The organism is Kangiella sp. HZ709, from assembly GCF_009674675.1.
Classification (GTDB): Bacteria; Pseudomonadota; Gammaproteobacteria; order Enterobacterales; family Kangiellaceae; genus Kangiella.
Window position 1 is genome coordinate 775,028 of sequence record NZ_WKJC01000001.1, and the last position, 16,599, is coordinate 791,626.

The window sequence follows — 16,599 nt, forward strand, 5'->3', positions numbered from 1 at the left end:
TGAGGAAAAGCGCATGAAAGTTTATGGTGATATGGTTTCTGGTAACTGCTACAAAGTCGCACTGACTTGTGCGCTGTTAGAGTTAGAACATGAATGGATTGCAATGGATATCCTAAAAGGTGATGCACGCTCAGAAGAATTTATCGCTAAAAATCCTAACGCAAAAACACCGACTTTAGAGTTAACTTCTGGTGAAACATTGTGGGAGTCCAATGCCATCATTAACTATTTAGCAGAAAGCTCAGATTTAATGCCAACAGACGCTTGGACAAAAGCCAAAGTGCAGCAATGGCAATTCTTCGAACAATACAGTCATGAGCCTTTTATTGCCGTAGCACGTTTTATCAATAAATATTTAGGCCTGCCCGAAGATCGAAAAGCTGAATACGAGTCCAAACAAGAAGGCGGTCATAAAGCTCTAGCCATTATGGAACAACAGCTTCAACAAACACCCTACTTAGTTGGCGACCAACTCACCACCGCCGACATCAGCCTGTACGCCTATACTCATGTTGCTCATGAAGGTGGTTTTGACTTATCAAGCTACCCCGCTATTAACACTTGGATGGAAAGGATTCAGCAGCAGGAAAAATATATAGGGATGGAATAACTATGAATAAAGTCGTTTTAGTATTAACTATTATTATAGCTCTTTTAAGTCTTGCAGCAGGTGCAGCTAAAGTCATGCAGACACCCCAAGAAGTAGAATTCTTAACTGGTCAGGGGTTAAATCTAAATTTGATAATCGCTTTTGGTGTTTTTCAAATATTGGGTGGCATATTGTTATTAGTCCCTAAAACCAAACTAATAGGATCTGTTATCAGCTTAATTGCCTTTACAGCTTCAGCAATATTAGTTTTTAACTCAGGTAATATAAACTTTACACTAATATCTATTATTCCTGTCTTTATATTATTGTTATTAATTTATCTAGATCGAATTAAAAACTAATCATGAAAAAATATTTAATTGCTACTACTCTACTTTTTATACATGAACTTACTTTTGCTAACCATGATTCTACGAAGTGGATTGATGCACCAATAGTTAAAGTTGACATTAAATCTATAGAACCTGGCGAACTAAATACTTACGAGTGGGCCGGCTTGCCAATTTATGTAATAAAGCTCACATCAAAACAAGCAGAAACTCTTAAAAATATTCCGGTTGATAACGTTGGCGATAAGAAAAATAGTTCACCTGAGCAACATACTTACAATAATGCTTATTTTCGTGGGTATGAACAATATTTGTTTCAGTTACAAATGCAAGAAAAGCGAGTACAAAACGACATTGTTGTATTAATAGGACTGTCTCCTTACATCGGGTGCAGCCCCTACTTTAATAGAAATTTATTAGATGGTAGCAAGCCAGATTTTTTGAACGATTATTTCTACTCACCATGCAGAGAAGTGTATTTTGATATTTCTGGTAGAGTAATAAAAGGCCATAAACATAAAGAACAACTAAATATGTTGTTGCCTCCCTATGTGTTAGAAAATGACAAAATATTAATAGGTAATGACCAAACTTTAAATAAGGAAAAGCTAAGCATATTTCTTGGGGTTTTAAAGCTCGAAAATAAGCATATAGAAAACGAGCTAGATCTCTATCATGCCATTGGTTTAAATCTAACCAAAGAAATTGCGCGCTATTTTGATCAGTCAAATATGGATATTTCTAAACCCACAGTTTTCGGAGCAACGCCGCTGGGCCAGGCCGTTGCTTTCAACCATTTAGAGTTAATAGATCTTTTTCTCCAAAGAGGTTCTAGTTTCGAAGAGCACCTTCCCTCAGGTGAAAAAGTTGGCTGCTTGTTACAGCATCAGAAAGCTAGCGAGATTGAAAAATACTATAAACTAGGATTTGATCCTTCTATTGGTTATTGTAAAGCTTCTAACGATTGTTTTATACCCATAATTCACTCTTCAGCACCTTTGCAATGGGAACCTACGGAAGCAGAAAAAATAGCTTTAGCTCAAAAGCATGGATTTGATATTAACAAAAAGTATTGTGGCAAAAGCCTTGTTGAAAGGCTCAAGGCAAATAATCGCGAAAGCTTAATCAGCCCCAACAAAAAAGCCGCAAATTAATGCGGCTTTTTTAATCCCAATAACGCAGGAAAATTGTTCTTAGGCGAGGCGGGAAGTAATTTTTAACGCGGAGTTGGCTTTGGCCAATGAGCATTTAAAATTGCTTCCCAACGAAGCATAAGGACAATTTAACCAGTTATTTATAGGTTATCTGCTTCTTCAGATAAGTACTTTGCAACACCGTCAGGACTCGCATCCATACCTTTATCACCTTGATTCCAACCCGCTGGGCAAACTTCGCCGTGCTCTTCGTGGAATTGAAGCGCGTCAACCATACGTAACATTTCATCTACGTTACGACCTAGTGGTAAATCATTTACTACTTGGTGACGAACAACACCGGCTTTGTCGATTAGGAATGAACCACGGAAAGCAACCCCTTCAGCTGGATGCTCAACGTCATACGCTTGGCAAATTTCATGCTTCATGTCCGCTACTAAAGTGTAACCTACTTGACCGATACCGCCATTGTTTACGTCAGTGTTTCTCCAAGCATTGTGTGAGAAGTGAGAATCAATTGATACACCAATAACTTCTACCCCACGCTTAGTGAACTCGCTTAAACGCTTATCAAAAGCAATTAACTCAGAAGGACATACAAAGGTGAAATCTAATGGGTAAAAGAAAACTACAGTTTCTTTACCTTTAGTTGCTTCTGCAAAGTTAAAGTTATCAACGATTTCGCCATTACCTAAAACGGCTGGAGCTGTGAAGTCTGGTGCTTTACGGCTTACTAATACGCCCATGATAATCCTCCAATGGATTGAGATTATGGTTATGTTTTTCAACAGGAAAATTTTGAAGAAGAATTATAGCGCCCCAAAATTTGAAAATCTTATCTTTTTTTGAATTTTTAAGCTTTGCCTATAAATCAATAGACTCAGCCTATTTAAACACTCTACTCCTGCACAAATATTCGGCGAAATGCGTGAACATCACCCAAACCTTATTGACAATCATTCTCATTTAGTTATAATTCGCATTATCAAATGATATTCATCCTTATTTAAATTAGTGTTATGTACGTTTGCCTTTGTAAAGCCATTACCGATACTCAGATCCGCCAAGCTGCCGAATCAGGCTGCCATACTATGCGTTGTTTAAACAAAGAGTTAGGCGTCGCTACCCAATGTGGCAAATGCGCAAAAGATGCGCGTCAAATCTTAAATGATGTTAAACAAGAAAAGCGTGCTTTCAATTTCGATTTAGCTATTCCAGCCTAAGCAATTCATTCTTAAAACATTTTTTCTGTCTAGGATTGATTCTCAATCAAGAACGATTCTAATTACCATTAAATATCAATAAGTTAGCTGCCATTTAGATTGCTATTGCCCTACTCTAGGGTTAGACTTATTGATAATTAATTTTAAAAAGGAATCATCATGAAAGGCGATCCAAAGGTCATCGAGTTTTTAAATAAAGTCTTAGGCAATGAGCTGATTGCCATAAACCAATATTTCTTACACGCGCGTATGTACAAAGACTGGGGGCTAAAAGAATTAGCCGATTACGAATACGAAGAGTCGATCGATGAGATGAAGCATGCGGATATGTTAGTCGATCGCATTTTATTCTTAGAAGGCCTACCTAATATGCAAGATCTGGGGAAATTACGGATTGGTGAAAACACCAAAGAAATCTTGGAATGTGATTTAGCCTTAGAAATGGACGCCATTCCTGACTTACGGACCGGTATTGCTTATTGTGAAAGCGCCCGCGATTTTGTCAGCCGCGATATCCTGAACGATATCTTAGAAAGCGAAGAAGAGCATGTGGACTGGCTAGAAACTCAACTGGGGCTAATTGATAAAGTGGGTATTCAAAACTACCTAGCTGAAAAAATAGAAGATGGTGGGAATTAACCAATCATAAAAAATAAAAAAGAGGCTTTAAGCCTCTTTTTTTGTTGCCGTTATGAAGGTAGCAACTCCATCGTATTTTTTGCCTAGATAAACCGCTAGCCCACCCCAAGTCGCAGCTATTCCAGCACCGACTAAAGAGATAGCGGCTAAGCCAAGTCCCAAACCTTCACTCAACAAAGCAAAAATAGAACCACTAACCGCATCGCCACCGCGATACACCACAATATCAATGACTGGTTTAGATTTAAATCGCTCATCAGCAGAGACATCCGTAAAAAGCATTTCCCGAGCAGGACGAGTGACGGCATAATTACCTGCTCGTCTTGTAACTTGTAATGCTAATAACACCACAATGATAGGCGCGAAGGCTAAAATAATCATACCTGCCATAATAATAAACGGCACTAAAGCCAGAGTAGCTGCCATACCCAACTTTGTAGTTAACCTACCAGTTACAAAAAATGCCAATAAGAAAGTCAGAGTATTAGTTATCCAGTCAATTCCACCTAGTATCTGAGTCCTATCTGCCCGACTATAATCTGCTAATAGGTTTTTCTGCTCAAAGTAAACAAAAGAGCCAATAAACACATATAAGAGTATAAAAGCGCTAATAGCTAAAAGCGTTTTATTAGTAAAAATTGATTTGAAGCCTGTCCACCACTGAGCTTTTAACTTAGCCTCACTTAAATCAGCAGTTAGATTCTCGTTATGCAAGTCCTCTGATTTTAAACGATACATATAAATCACTAGCGGCACTACCAATAATAAGCCCACAGCAGCTATCAGCATTAAATTATCCAACCCTAGCTTTTCAGCAAAAACGGTCGGAATAGCAGGACCTACTATGGCACCTAAACTTGCACCAGCTGCAACCACTGAAAAAACTCGTTTAGATTGCTCTTTATTGAATGTATCCGCCATAAAGCTCCAAAAGACAGATACGTGAAATAAACTAAAGGCACTGACCCAAACATAAAAGCTTTTCTCTACCAAAGTAGGATCGGTAAAAACCGGGGTTAAAAAATAAAATGCTAAAAAGCTAAGAGCAAAAGCTGAGTAGACTAAAGGCACTACATTTTTAAATCTGAGTTTTGAAATAACAAAACCATAAATAGAAACAATGCCGATACTAATAAAAAACTGGAGGTTCCATAAAAAGCTCACTTCAGAATCTGACCAATCGCTAGCCATAGCATCTCTAACTGGTCGCAGTACAAAATATGACGCCATTAAAATAAAAATAATGGCGAATGAAGTTAGCGTAGCCTTCAGTTCATTGGAATGAACCTTGGTCGCTTTATCAATTAAATCAGTAAATTTCTTTGTAATTGTTTTGGTCATATAATTTCTACTTATGCTGACTTAACGCTATATCTAACATTTCAATAAGCGCTTTCCTATTTTGCTCAAAAGGCTGTTTTTTATTAAGCTCAATAATTCTATTAAAGCTAGCCTGAAGTGTTAAAGTCGCTTCTTGTTCTACCGGTACAACCATATACCTTAGTTTAGGGCTTTCTGAAGATACTGCGTCGATAATAGCGTTTGCCACATCTACGGGCTCTTTATGGTTAGAGCGGTCTTCAGTAAAATACTGAAACAATCGTTGCATTTCTTTATCGTATTGGCTATTTGAAGTTGTATCAATTTGTTGCATCCGTCGCTTCATGGTTTTAATGATGCTTGAGTTGTAATTACCAGGCTCAATGATACTGACTTCAACACCAAATTTTTTTAGTTCCTTGGCTAAGACTTCAGAATAAGCTTCGATTGCAAATTTACTCATATTATAGGGCCCCACCATAGAACCTGTGAAAATCCCAGCCACTGAACTGATATTAACCACTCGCCCCTGACTTTCAATAATCATAGGGGCAAACGCCTTTGTCACCCGATAGGGTCCAAATAGATTCACATCCATCTGAAATTGCATATCCTGTTCAGAAACTTCAATTAAAGGCCCAAAGACGGTTACACCTGCATTATTAACAACAGCATGCAGGCCTCGACCTTCTTTTCGGATCAGCTCTACTGCTTTATCAATGTCTTCTTGGATGGTCACATCTAACCTAACACCTAGCATATTTTTATTGGCGCTTAGTGCTTTTAAATCTTTTTCTTTCCTAGCGCCCGCATAAACAAAATAACCTTGCTTAGCCATCATTTCTGCGGTTTTCTTGCCGATACCGCTTGAGGCGCCAGTAATAAGAACCGCTTTCTGAGCTTTCTTTTCTTTTGCTGCATAAGATAGCGAGATACCAGGTAGCGAGCTAATGACATAAATGCTGATTATTAAAAGGTATTTTATGAATTTCATCAGTTGTTCCTTAATTTAAATTGATATGATTATTAATAGTATGAGGCTGTATGGCGGATATTTTCCAATGAGCACCTTCTTTATACAGTATGTAAAGAGTAGAAAGTCGGGATAGTATATTCCCCTGTGCATCCATCGCATTGGCGATATTAATCGCCACCGCTTTGTTTTCAGTTAAAGGCTTGACCTGTAGTTTCTCCCATACAATTTTAGCTACTGATTTTTTCCGTAGATCATCAACAAAGAAACTGAAATTTTTGATCAGTTGAGCTGATTCTGTCACTATCACCGGAGCACCTTTACTAGGGATTTGCATTACAGGATATGCAAAGTGACTGGCGATTTGTGGCAACGCGGATTTATTATTAGGGTTCTCCAGATAGAGGTTATAACCTTGAATATAATCATGAAAAAATTCAGTTAAGTCTATCTGCTGTGACTGTTCTGCCTTTAAACTTATTGATGCTAAAGTTAGCATACAGATGATTAAAAAATTGCTTATTCGCATTGGAGCTCCTTAAACTTAGATGGATGGACAAGCAAAACTTTATCAATAGAAATCACTCCTTATTGAATAAGTAGACGAACCTCTTTACATTATCGACAAGACTGTATGAATCACAGGATAAAGCCATTAGTCGACCATTTTTAACGATTAGTCGATCTTTGGTTAACAGATGTGCGGACAAACGTTACAATTCAAACAACACTACAAGATTAGTACATAGTTTCTTGGCAAAAAATCATAATCAATATTTATGGCTTGGCTATATATTTTTTTGGTGCCTGGTTTATTTAATAAACACTGGACCACATTGGGGTATTTATTCAACCACACGAGAGCTCATTGAAACAGTAGGCTTAGTCACCTCTTTGCAGATGCTTATTGCTTTTATAGCAATAAAGTATCTAATACCTATCTCTTTAAGAAAGAGTAAGAATATTAAGTTTATCGTCTTATTAATTGTTTTAACTTTTATTGCTTGCGAAATTCATATTTTAATTCGAGTTCTTTATCTAGAGCCTACGTATCCGGAATCCTATGTGCGTTTTTTTGAAGTCAATGGGAAACGAACGCTTCTAGAGCGGATGTTTAGTTTATGGACTATGAAGTACTTATTTTTCTGGAAATTCCCACAGCATTTGTATCCAGCATTTATCTTGATTGCTCATAGCTTTTATCTCACCCAAAGACAACTGCTCAAAGTTAGCGAGCAAAAACAAAAAGCTGAGTTAAAGGCTTTAAAAAACCAACTTAACCCGCATTTTATTTTTAATACGCTAAATAATCTATACGCCTTAACATTACAAAAATCTGAACGAGCGCCCATAGTCATCGAAAAGCTTTCAGATATTCTAGATTATGTGCTTTATCGTTGTAATGAAAAATACGTTTATCTAGAGTCTGAAGTCGCATTACTAAAAAGTTATATCACCCTAGAAGAAATACGCTATGGGAAAAGAATCCAAGTCACTCTTGAGACCAATATTGAGTCCAATCCAAAAATAGCACCCTTGTTATTACTCAATTTAGTAGAAAATGCTTGTAAGCATAGTACCAGCGAAGAAATAGGTTTAGCTAAAGTGTCCATCGCGATAGATGCCAATGAATCACAAGTTTATTGCACCATTAATAATACGATTCCAAGTCTCATAAAGCCTTCACAATCAGGAGGGATTGGTTTGCAGAATCTACAACGACAGCTGGATCTTATTTATCCTAATCAGCACCAATTATTAATCGAGCAAGATAGTGCTTCATTTCAAGTCACTCTGAAAATTGAGGTCAAATAAGATTATGCATACATACAGCTGTATGGTTATCGATGATGAAGAACTCGCGCGCTCATTATTGGAGTCTTATATCGAAAAATTGCCACAATTTAATTTAATCGCGTCTTGCTCCAGCGCTATTGAAGCTTCTGAAGTGTTACGTGTTCAGCCGGTAGATTTATTATTTTTAGATATCGAAATGCCTATTTTAAAAGGTATGGATTTTTACCGCAACTTACCGCTAAAGCCTAAGGTTATTTTCACAACAGCCTATCGAGATTATGCGATCGATGGCTTCGATTTAGATGCCGTTGACTATCTATTGAAACCAATTACCTTTCCTCGGTTTTATAAAGCTACAGAAAAGTTTATAGCTTTATCAAGTGTCATTAAAGGAGCACCAAGCACACAAAAAGATTTCATCTTTATTCGAGAAAATCGTAAGCAAGTTAAGCTGCTTTTAGACCAAATACTGTATATACAAAGTTTAAAAGATTATATTCAGATATACACTCATGATAACAAGCATGTTATCAAGTCCAGTTTGTCGTCATTCTTTGAAAGTTTAACTAATAATTTTATTCAAGTTCATCGCTCCTATGTCGTCAATATCGACAAAGTAGTAGCATACTCAAATACTGATCTTGAAATTAATCAATTTGAAATTCCGATTGGTGATAATTATCGCCAAAGTGTTATTGATAAGTTATGTTGAATCGCGATATATCTTTGCGCAATACTTAGTTACAGTTTGTTATTTGCGAGCTCGATAAACCACTGTTAGGGTATTTGCTCATAAGTTGGGACTCTTATGAGGATATCTCTATGGCCAACCGCCGTCAGTTTTTAAAACAATCATTCATCGCTTCAGCTGCTTTGGCAACGGCTTGCCAGGCAAAATCTGTACTGCCTAAAACAACTAAATCACTTAATATCTTATTTATGGGTGGTACTGGATTTTTAGGCCCTCATACCGTAAAGGCGGCTGTCGATGCTGGGCATAAAGTCACTTTATTTAATCGTGGTAAAACCAAGCCTACTTTACATGCAGAACTGCTAAATTCATTGCCTTTAATTAAAGGCGATCGTAAAACTGATGATATTATGCAGCTTAAGGGTACTAAGTGGGATCTGGTCATCGATACCTCCAGTTATTATCCACGCGTGGTCAACCTGCTACTGGATCAAGTAGGCGATACTATTGATCAGTATATTTTTATTTCGACTATTTCTGTGTATGCCGACTGGACACAAAAAAATATGGATGAGTCCGCTGCAGTTGGAACTATTGATGACCCAACAACGGAAGAAGTTACTGGTGCTAGCTACGGGCCATTAAAAGCGCTGTGTGAAAAAGCTGCTATCGAAAGGCTTGGCAATAAAGCAACCATTGTTCGACCGGGCTTAATTGTAGGCCCTGGCGATAAAACTGACCGCTTTACTTATTGGCCAATACGCATCAAAAAAGGCGGCGATGTGTTATGCCCTAGCGAAGGAAAAGATTTTATTCAAATTATCGACGTACGTGATCTAGCCGAATGGACTATTCATTGCGCCAATAAAACGATCACAGGAACTTTTAACGCACAAACCAATGGCAACGATATGACTATTGGCGAATTACTGACTAACTGTAAAATGACGCTTAATCCGAAAGCAAATTTAATTTGGATCCCTACTGAATTCCTTGAAAAGCATTCCGTTCAACCTTGGTCTGAAATGCCTACTTGGTTTCCGCCAAAAGGTAATTTCGCCGGCGCTGGTACCATGAGCTCTAAAAAAGCTTATGCCAATGGGTTAAAGCAAAGACCTTTAAAAACCATCATTCAAGATACTCACGATTGGTTTGTGACTTTATCCTCTGAAAGACAAGAAAAAATTCGCGCAGGAATAAAGCCTGAAAAAGAAGTCGAGGTCTTAGCTGCTTGGCAAAAGCACAAGAGTTAATTGATCAAGTATTCCGTTCGTATTTTCCAAAAAAATGCCACTAAAGTTAGTGGCATTTCTGCATATCATTTAATGTCTTTACGAGACCACTGCTTTAATAGGAGTGGCTTAAAAAATTATGCTTCTGGTGCTTTGCCATAAGACTCATCTAAAACTTCTTGCAACTCGCCGGCTTGATACATTTCTAAGATAATGTCACAACCACCTTGCAACTCACCATCTACCCAAAGCTGTGGGAATGTTGGCCAGTTAGCGTATTTTGGCAATTCAGCGCGAATATCTGGGTTTTGCAGAATATCCACGTAAGCGAATTCGTGACCGCATTGCATAAGAGCTTGAACTGCTTGCGCAGAGAAACCACACATCGGAAGTTTTGGCGATCCTTTCATGTATAAAACCACTTTATTATCAGCGATTTGCTTTTTGATTTGCTCTACAGTTTCGTTCATTGCGTTGTCACTCATGGGATTCCTCAAAATATATCAAGATACAGCATCAATAATGGGCGCTATTATACGGATTTCAAGTTACTTGTCGCCCGCAAAAAAGAATCTTTTACTGATTGATGGATTCAACACTAGGCAACCTATTGATTGCCCGTTACAATAAGGAGAAATGATAATCAATCTCAGTATCACTTAGCGGCATGAACCAAGCACCTATCTTAGAATTAAACCAAGTTGAATGTCGCCATGACGATCAGTTAGTGGTTGATGGTATTGGTTTCTCACTGCTAGCTGGTGAGTCGGCTTGTCTGTTAGGCCCAAGCGGTTGCGGCAAGACCACCTTATTAAGAGCGATTGCTGGATTAGAGCCTATTTATCAAGGTGAAATTCGTATTCATGGCAACTTATGCTCCTCAGCCAATAAGTTTACACCTCCTGAAAAGCGTCACCTTGGACTGGTCTTTCAAGATCATGCCTTATTTCCACACTTATCTATTGCTGACAATGTTGGCTTTGGCTTACGAAAACTTTCTCACCAAGACAAGACATCACGCGTGCAAGAATGTTTAGAGTTGGTCGGCTTAGAGGGTTTAGGTGAGCGATTCCCTCATCAAATCTCCGGCGGTCAACAACAGCGGGTCGCACTGGCAAGAACCATTGCCCCAAAACCCAAATTGATTTTATTGGATGAGGCCTTTTCCAGTTTAGATACTCACTTGAGACGTTCACTAGCCCGAGAATTAAAACAACTCCTCAAATCTCAAGGCATTGCTTCCCTTCTAGTCACTCACGATCAACAAGAAGCATTTGCCATGGCCGATTACATTGGTGTGATGCATCAAGGTCAATTATTGCAATGGGATACACCATACAATTTGTATCATCAACCTGCCGATCCTCAGATCGCGGCTTTTATTGGTGATGGTCATTTTATTAATGGCGTCATCCATAAAGACATGAGTCAAGAAGAGCACTCTGCTGATGACACCCCTATCGTCAGCACCGCTTTAGGGGACTTCCCCATCGCGAATGTTTTAAATAATTTAGCCAAGGACAAATCTGAAAATGGCTTTGATGAAACTGACTCCGATCGCTATTACTTTTCCGATCATGAAGCCGTGTTAGTCCTAATGCGCCCCGATGACATTACGCCAAATCAGAGCTCATCTCTGCGCGCAAAAGTCACCCATAAGGTGTTTAGAGGGGCAATCATCGAATATGAGCTAGAATTACCCAATAAGGAGACTTTGAAGGCCTTGTTTGCTAGTCATCACGATTATCCGCTAACCCAAGATATTGGGTTGGATTTAGACGTACAACACTTGATCGTGTATCCCAACAAAATAACCTTGTAAAATTTTCTGACAGTTGAAAATATTTTTTTCGCCTTGACAGCCCTCAAAGCCAAGTAACTCAAGGCTTTGCGCAGACTTGTCATTTTTCCCACATTTTATCCACAGAAATTCCACTAGATAGGGGCTTGCCAAGGCCAGGAAAACGCACTATCTTGTATCTGTTTGTATAGATAACACTAGATGTTGATAATTAACAGTTTGAGCTAAGTTGTTGATTTTTGGTCTAAGCAAACAGAAAAAAGATTTATTTGTCATTTTTGCAAGTTTCCTTAAGAAAAACCCACAAAAATGGCTAAGAAACTAACCCTTATATAAGACAAATGACGACAAACTAGAGGTTCGTGGATTAATGGAAACCGAAGCCGGTAAACAAGCAAACCAAGGCGTAGAAAATGTAGCTATGTCAGAAACATCACAAACAACCAATCACCCAGAAATTCAAGCAACTAAACCAGGGGAAATCCGAGTTATCCGTCGTAACGGTAAAGTAACACCTTACGAAGATTCGAAGATTGAAGTTGCTATGACGAAAGCTTTCTTGGCAGTAGAAGGTGGCGCTGCAGCAGCATCGGGGCGCGTCCATGAAACGGTCAAACAACTGACCCAAATGATTAGCGAAGCTTTCAAACGTCGTCTACCAGCCGGCGGTACAATCCATATTGAAGACATTCAAGATCAAGTGGAATTAGCCTTAATGCGTAATGGCGAGCAAAAAATTGCCCGTGCTTACGTTTTGTATCGTGAAGAGCGCTCTAAAGAACGTGCCGAAAGAGATAGCGCAAAATTAGACGCTATCGTTGGCGACCATCAATACACAGTAACCCTAGAAGATGGCTCGCAACGTCCATTAGATGTTCAACGTTTACACACTGTGGTTTTAGAAGCCTGTAAAGATTTAGATGACGTTGACCCAGAGTCCATCATCAAAGAAACCATGCGTAACCTTTATGATGGCGTTGCCATTAAAGACGTTTATCAAGCTATGGTGATGACCGCGCGTACTATGATCGAAAACGAGCCAAACTACACTTATGTAACCGCTCGTTTGTTAATGGATTCTATTCGTACGGAATCATTGCAAGCGTTAGGCGTTGCTAAACGTGCAACACAAGCAGAAATGACAAGTCTTTATCCACAGGCATTCAAAGCTTACTTACAAATGGGCGTGGATAATGAACTATTAAGCCCTGAGTTATTAACTTTTGATTTAGATCGCTTGGCGGCGGCTATTAAGCCTGAGCGCGACATGCAGTTTACTTATCTAGGCATTCAAACCTTATTCGATCGTTACTTCATCCATAAAGATGAAGTTCGTATCGAATTACCACAAGTGTTTTGGATGCGTGTTTGTATGGGACTAGCAGTACGTGAAGACGATCGAGAAGCTCGTGCCATTGAGTTTTACGATAACTTATCCAGTTTCCATTACATGAGCTCAACTCCTACTCTATTTAACTCTGGTACTTTACGTCCGCAGCTATCTAGCTGTTATTTGACCAATGTTCCTGATGATTTAGATGGCATCTACAGCGCGATTAAAGATAACGCTATGTTGTCAAAGTTTGCCGGCGGTTTAGGTAATGACTGGACTCCAGTACGTAGCTTAGGTGCCTACATTAAGGGTACCAATGGTAAATCTCAAGGCGTAGTACCTTTCTTAAAAGTTGCTAATGATACTGCAGTTGCAGTTAATCAAGGTGGCAAACGTAAGGGCGCAGTTTGTGCTTATCTAGAAACTTGGCACTGTGATATTGAAGAATTTTTAGAGCTTAGAAAAAATACCGGTGATGATCGCCGTCGTACCCATGATATGAATTCAGCGAATTGGGTTCCTGACTTATTCTTAAAGCGTGTCGCTACTGATGGCGAGTGGACTTTATTTAGTCCGCATGAAGTGCCTGACTTACACGATTTATACGGTAAAGCTTTCGAAGAGCGTTACGAGTATTACGAAGAGATGGCTAAATACGGCAAATTAAAAACTGCCAAAACGATCGTAGCCAAAGATCTATGGCGCAAAATGTTATCCATGTTGTTCGAAACAGGACATCCTTGGATCACCTTCAAAGATCCTTGTAATGTGCGCTCTCCACAACAGCATACCGGTGTAGTACACAGCTCTAACTTGTGTACTGAGATCACGCTAAACACCAAAGCGCGCGAAGAAATTGCCGTTTGTAACTTAGGTTCCGTGAATCTTCCTAAGCACATGAAAAATGGTAAGTTAGATATCGAACAATTAGAAAGAACCGTTAATACTTCGGTTCGTATGTTAGACAACGTTATTGATATCAATTTCTATCCAGTTGATACCGCTAAAGCATCGAATATGCGCCACCGCCCTATCGGTCTAGGCATGATGGGCTTCCAAGACGCGCTTTATATGCAAAACATTCCTTACTCTTCGAATGATGCGGTTGAATTTGCGGATCGTGCGATGGAAGCGATTTCTTACTTTGCCATTCAAGCATCGACTAATCTTGCTGAAGAGCGTGGTTCTTATGAAACTTACGAAGGCTCATTATGGTCGCAAGGTATTTTACCCATCGATTCAGTTCAAAAACTAATTGATGAGCGTGGCAGTGACTTTATCGAAGTGAATCAATCGCAAACTATGGACTGGAATACTTTACGTAACCGTGTTGAAACCGTCGGTATGCGCAATTCGAACGTAATGGCGATTGCTCCTACTGCAACCATTTCAAACATCACTGGTGTCTCTCAGTCGATTGAGCCGACTTACCAGAACTTATACGTTAAATCGAATCTGTCAGGCGAATTCACGGTCGTAAACCCATACATGGTTAATGAGCTTAAAGCTCGTAACTTATGGGACAAAGTGATGGTTAACGATTTGAAATACTATGAAGGTAGTCTCAATCAAATTGACCGTATTCCTGATGATGTAAAACATTTATTCTCAACAGCTTTCGAAATAGAACCTAAATGGTTAGTGGAAGCTGCCAGCCGTCGTCAAAAGTGGATTGACCAAGCACAATCATTGAACCTATACATGAGCGAACCTTCAGGTAAAAAACTGGATATGGTTTACCGCATGGCTTGGTTCCGTGGTTTGAAAACGACTTACTATTTGCGCTCTTTAGGTGCGACTAGTACGGAAAAGTCGACCATTAGCGATGGCAAATTGAACGCCGTAGCCGCAGCGCCAGTAGGCTCTGCTGCACCACAAGCATGTTCGATTGATGACCCTGATTGTGAAGCTTGCCAGTAATATCGGCAACTGAGTAATCGGCTCATTTATAGAGCATGCTAAAACCTCTGCTTAAGCTCATTCAGTTAAGTAGAAAAAAGAGAAGAGGCGTGACTAGTAATTAGTCAAACAAACGCCATGACATAAAGTGACAACGAAAAGTTCGGGGAGATGGTTCTTTAATATAAAGGACCACAATAAATTTGAGAGGGTTTATTGAATCTCTCTCCGCTTTTTAAATGGAACAATCTTACGAACAATTTATGAGGTAACTATGTTCAACTGGGATGACTATAATAAAGAAGAAACTGCTGAAACAACCAAGCCTGCGCCACAAGCAGCGCCAGCAGCTTCAGAAGCAACCAGCAATACAGTTGCGCAAGCAGAGGCTGTTGCTCCACAACAGGCTCCTGCGCCTACGGCGACCATACCAGCAGCTCCTCAGGTCAGTGAACCTAAAGCTGATTATTCTAATATTGCCAACCCAAGTGAACGTGCCAAAGCCGGTTTGGAGAAGCTTGATGTAGCGGCAGGTTTAGAAGAACTAGAAATGGGTGCGGCACGTGTGCAAGTTGATGATAAAAAAATGATCAACTCGCGCGCAGACTTAAACCAGCTAGTACCATTTAAATACGACTGGGCATGGCAAAAATATTTAGATGGTTGCGCTAACCACTGGATGCCACAAGAAGTTAATATGACAAAAGACGTTGCCACTTGGAAAGATCCAAATGGTTTGTCTGAAGATGAGCGCCGTATCGTGATGCGCTCTTTGGGTTATTTCTCCACTGCAGATTCATTGGTTGCCAATAACCTAGTACTAGCGATTTATCGCTTGATAACTAACCCAGAATGTCGTCAATACATTTTACGTCAAGCGTTTGAAGAAGCGATCCATACTCATGCTTATCAATATTGTGTTGAGTCATTAGGTATGGATGAAGCTGAAGTCTTTAATATGTATCGTGAAGTACCAAGCATCGCTAAAAAAGCGGCTTGGAGTATTGAGCATACTAAAGGTATTTCAAACCCTTCGTTCCAAACAGGTACTACCGAATCTGATCAAGAATTATTAAGAAACTTAATCGGCTTCTACTGCGTAACCGAAGGCGTTTTCTTCTATTGCGGTTTCACCCAAATTCTTTCTATGGGGCGTCGCAATAAAATGACTGGTGTCGCTGAGCAATTCCAATACATCTTACGCGATGAATCGATGCACTTAAACTTTGGTGTTGATGTGATTAACCAAATTAAATTGGAAAACCCACATCTTTGGACTGAAGAGTTCCAACAAGAAGTTACGCAAATGATTCTTGAAGGTACTGAGTTAGAAATCGAATATGCTCGTGACACTATGCCTCGCGGCGTGTTAGGCATGAACGCCAGCATGATGGAAGAGTACTTGCAGTTCATCTGTAACCGTCGTCTAGCGCAGTTAGGCCTACCTGAGCAATTCCATGGGGTTTCTAATCCTTTCCCTTGGATGAGTGAAATCATGGATTTAAAGAAAGAGAAAAACTTCTTTGAGACTCGTGTTATCGAGTATCAAACAGGGGGAGCGCTATCTTGGGACTAACCGCATAACGACAATAAGAACG

The 16,599-nt window shown here is 39.4% G+C and carries 16 protein-coding genes; 11 read left to right on the top strand and 5 right to left on the bottom strand.

Annotation, left to right across the window (positions count from 1 at the left end; genetic code table 11):
- Positions 1 to 13 precede the first annotated feature (13 nt).
- The 3 genes from GJS41_RS03455 to GJS41_RS03465 are packed head-to-tail and all read left to right on the top strand — an operon-like array spanning position 14 to position 2,093.
- On the top strand, positions 14 to 610 hold the full coding sequence (locus GJS41_RS03455) for a glutathione S-transferase family protein (RefSeq protein WP_154245917.1): 597 nt from the start codon (positions 14 to 16) through the stop codon (positions 608 to 610).
- 2 nt (positions 611 to 612) lie between these two features.
- A complete protein-coding gene (locus GJS41_RS03460; RefSeq protein WP_154245918.1) occupies positions 613 to 951 on the top strand; it encodes a DoxX family protein in 339 nt (112 codons plus the stop codon).
- 2 nt (positions 952 to 953) lie between these two features.
- Positions 954 to 2,093, top strand: a complete 1,140-nt coding sequence (locus GJS41_RS03465) for a hypothetical protein (RefSeq protein WP_154245919.1) — start codon at positions 954 to 956, stop codon at positions 2,091 to 2,093.
- A gap of 140 nt (positions 2,094 to 2,233) precedes the next feature.
- On the opposite strand, the gene GJS41_RS03470 is transcribed toward GJS41_RS03465, so the two are convergent.
- Positions 2,234 to 2,839: a peroxiredoxin gene (locus GJS41_RS03470; protein WP_154245920.1), complete on the bottom strand. Its 606-nt coding sequence runs from the start codon at positions 2,837 to 2,839 to the stop codon at positions 2,234 to 2,236.
- A 273-nt stretch (positions 2,840 to 3,112) separates the two neighbouring features.
- Between GJS41_RS03470 and GJS41_RS03475 the strand changes: the two genes are divergently transcribed.
- Entirely contained in the window at positions 3,113 to 3,316 is a 204-nt protein-coding gene (locus GJS41_RS03475) for a bacterioferritin-associated ferredoxin (RefSeq protein ID WP_154245921.1), read from the top strand.
- Positions 3,317 to 3,475: 159 nt separating this feature from the next.
- The gene (gene bfr, locus GJS41_RS03480; protein ID WP_154245922.1) at positions 3,476 to 3,955 is read left to right on the top strand and encodes a bacterioferritin; all 480 of its coding nucleotides are present in this window, start codon (positions 3,476 to 3,478) and stop codon (positions 3,953 to 3,955) included.
- A 27-nt stretch (positions 3,956 to 3,982) separates the two neighbouring features.
- Here bfr and GJS41_RS03485 read toward each other — a convergent pair whose 3' ends face one another.
- The 3 genes from GJS41_RS03485 to GJS41_RS03495 are packed head-to-tail and all read right to left on the bottom strand — an operon-like array spanning position 3,983 to position 6,777.
- Positions 3,983 to 5,296: an NTP/NDP exchange transporter gene (locus GJS41_RS03485; protein ID WP_154245923.1), complete on the bottom strand. Its 1,314-nt coding sequence runs from the start codon at positions 5,294 to 5,296 to the stop codon at positions 3,983 to 3,985.
- A 7-nt stretch (positions 5,297 to 5,303) separates the two neighbouring features.
- Positions 5,304 to 6,269, bottom strand: a complete 966-nt coding sequence (locus tag GJS41_RS03490; RefSeq protein ID WP_154245924.1) for an SDR family oxidoreductase — start codon at positions 6,267 to 6,269, stop codon at positions 5,304 to 5,306.
- 10 nt (positions 6,270 to 6,279) lie between these two features.
- On the bottom strand, positions 6,280 to 6,777 hold the full coding sequence (locus GJS41_RS03495) for a hypothetical protein (protein WP_154245925.1): 498 nt from the start codon (positions 6,775 to 6,777) through the stop codon (positions 6,280 to 6,282).
- 536 nt (positions 6,778 to 7,313) lie between these two features.
- Between GJS41_RS03495 and GJS41_RS03500 the strand changes: the two genes are divergently transcribed.
- The 3 genes from GJS41_RS03500 to GJS41_RS03510 all read left to right on the top strand — a co-directional run bounded on the left by GJS41_RS03500 (position 7,314) and on the right by GJS41_RS03510 (position 9,989).
- Complete coding sequence (locus GJS41_RS03500) at positions 7,314 to 8,063, top strand: histidine kinase (RefSeq protein ID WP_195758332.1); 750 nt, start codon at positions 7,314 to 7,316, stop codon at positions 8,061 to 8,063.
- 4 nt (positions 8,064 to 8,067) lie between these two features.
- Positions 8,068 to 8,757, top strand: coding sequence for a LytTR family DNA-binding domain-containing protein (locus GJS41_RS03505; protein ID WP_154245927.1), 690 nt, complete (start codon positions 8,068 to 8,070; stop codon positions 8,755 to 8,757).
- A 110-nt stretch (positions 8,758 to 8,867) separates the two neighbouring features.
- The gene (locus GJS41_RS03510) at positions 8,868 to 9,989 is read left to right on the top strand and encodes an NAD-dependent epimerase/dehydratase family protein (RefSeq protein ID WP_154245928.1); all 1,122 of its coding nucleotides are present in this window, start codon (positions 8,868 to 8,870) and stop codon (positions 9,987 to 9,989) included.
- A 116-nt stretch (positions 9,990 to 10,105) separates the two neighbouring features.
- On the opposite strand, the gene grxD is transcribed toward GJS41_RS03510, so the two are convergent.
- Positions 10,106 to 10,438, bottom strand: coding sequence for a Grx4 family monothiol glutaredoxin (gene grxD, locus GJS41_RS03515; RefSeq protein WP_154246969.1), 333 nt, complete (start codon positions 10,436 to 10,438; stop codon positions 10,106 to 10,108).
- A gap of 197 nt (positions 10,439 to 10,635) precedes the next feature.
- Here grxD and GJS41_RS03520 point away from each other — a divergent pair, with 197 nt between their 5' ends.
- From GJS41_RS03520 to GJS41_RS03530, 3 genes are all read left to right on the top strand, one after another.
- On the top strand, positions 10,636 to 11,790 hold the full coding sequence (locus GJS41_RS03520; RefSeq protein ID WP_154245929.1) for an ABC transporter ATP-binding protein: 1,155 nt from the start codon (positions 10,636 to 10,638) through the stop codon (positions 11,788 to 11,790).
- A gap of 349 nt (positions 11,791 to 12,139) precedes the next feature.
- Positions 12,140 to 15,022: a ribonucleoside-diphosphate reductase subunit alpha gene (locus GJS41_RS03525; protein ID WP_154245930.1), complete on the top strand. Its 2,883-nt coding sequence runs from the start codon at positions 12,140 to 12,142 to the stop codon at positions 15,020 to 15,022.
- Positions 15,023 to 15,275: 253 nt separating this feature from the next.
- On the top strand, positions 15,276 to 16,577 hold the full coding sequence (locus GJS41_RS03530) for a ribonucleotide-diphosphate reductase subunit beta (RefSeq protein ID WP_154245931.1): 1,302 nt from the start codon (positions 15,276 to 15,278) through the stop codon (positions 16,575 to 16,577).
- Positions 16,578 to 16,599: the final 22 nt, after the last annotated feature.

Coding starts and splice junctions, on each gene's coding strand:
- GJS41_RS03475 (WP_154245921.1), top strand. CDS start 3,113: ATGTACGTTTGCCTTTGTAAAGCCATTACCGATACTCAGATCCGCCAA.
- GJS41_RS03525 (WP_154245930.1), top strand. CDS start 12,140: ATGGAAACCGAAGCCGGTAAACAAGCAAACCAAGGCGTAGAAAATGTA.
- GJS41_RS03520 (WP_154245929.1), top strand. CDS start 10,636: ATGAACCAAGCACCTATCTTAGAATTAAACCAAGTTGAATGTCGCCAT.
- GJS41_RS03455 (WP_154245917.1), top strand. CDS start 14: ATGAAAGTTTATGGTGATATGGTTTCTGGTAACTGCTACAAAGTCGCA.
- GJS41_RS03510 (WP_154245928.1), top strand. CDS start 8,868: ATGGCCAACCGCCGTCAGTTTTTAAAACAATCATTCATCGCTTCAGCT.
- GJS41_RS03460 (WP_154245918.1), top strand. CDS start 613: ATGAATAAAGTCGTTTTAGTATTAACTATTATTATAGCTCTTTTAAGT.
- GJS41_RS03490 (WP_154245924.1), bottom strand. CDS start 6,269: ATGAAATTCATAAAATACCTTTTAATAATCAGCATTTATGTCATTAGC.
- GJS41_RS03485 (WP_154245923.1), bottom strand. CDS start 5,296: ATGACCAAAACAATTACAAAGAAATTTACTGATTTAATTGATAAAGCG.
- GJS41_RS03505 (WP_154245927.1), top strand. CDS start 8,068: ATGCATACATACAGCTGTATGGTTATCGATGATGAAGAACTCGCGCGC.
- bfr (WP_154245922.1), top strand. CDS start 3,476: ATGAAAGGCGATCCAAAGGTCATCGAGTTTTTAAATAAAGTCTTAGGC.
- GJS41_RS03470 (WP_154245920.1), bottom strand. CDS start 2,839: ATGGGCGTATTAGTAAGCCGTAAAGCACCAGACTTCACAGCTCCAGCC.
- GJS41_RS03465 (WP_154245919.1), top strand. CDS start 954: ATGAAAAAATATTTAATTGCTACTACTCTACTTTTTATACATGAACTT.
- GJS41_RS03495 (WP_154245925.1), bottom strand. CDS start 6,777: ATGCGAATAAGCAATTTTTTAATCATCTGTATGCTAACTTTAGCATCA.
- grxD (WP_154246969.1), bottom strand. CDS start 10,438: ATGAACGAAACTGTAGAGCAAATCAAAAAGCAAATCGCTGATAATAAA.
- GJS41_RS03530 (WP_154245931.1), top strand. CDS start 15,276: ATGTTCAACTGGGATGACTATAATAAAGAAGAAACTGCTGAAACAACC.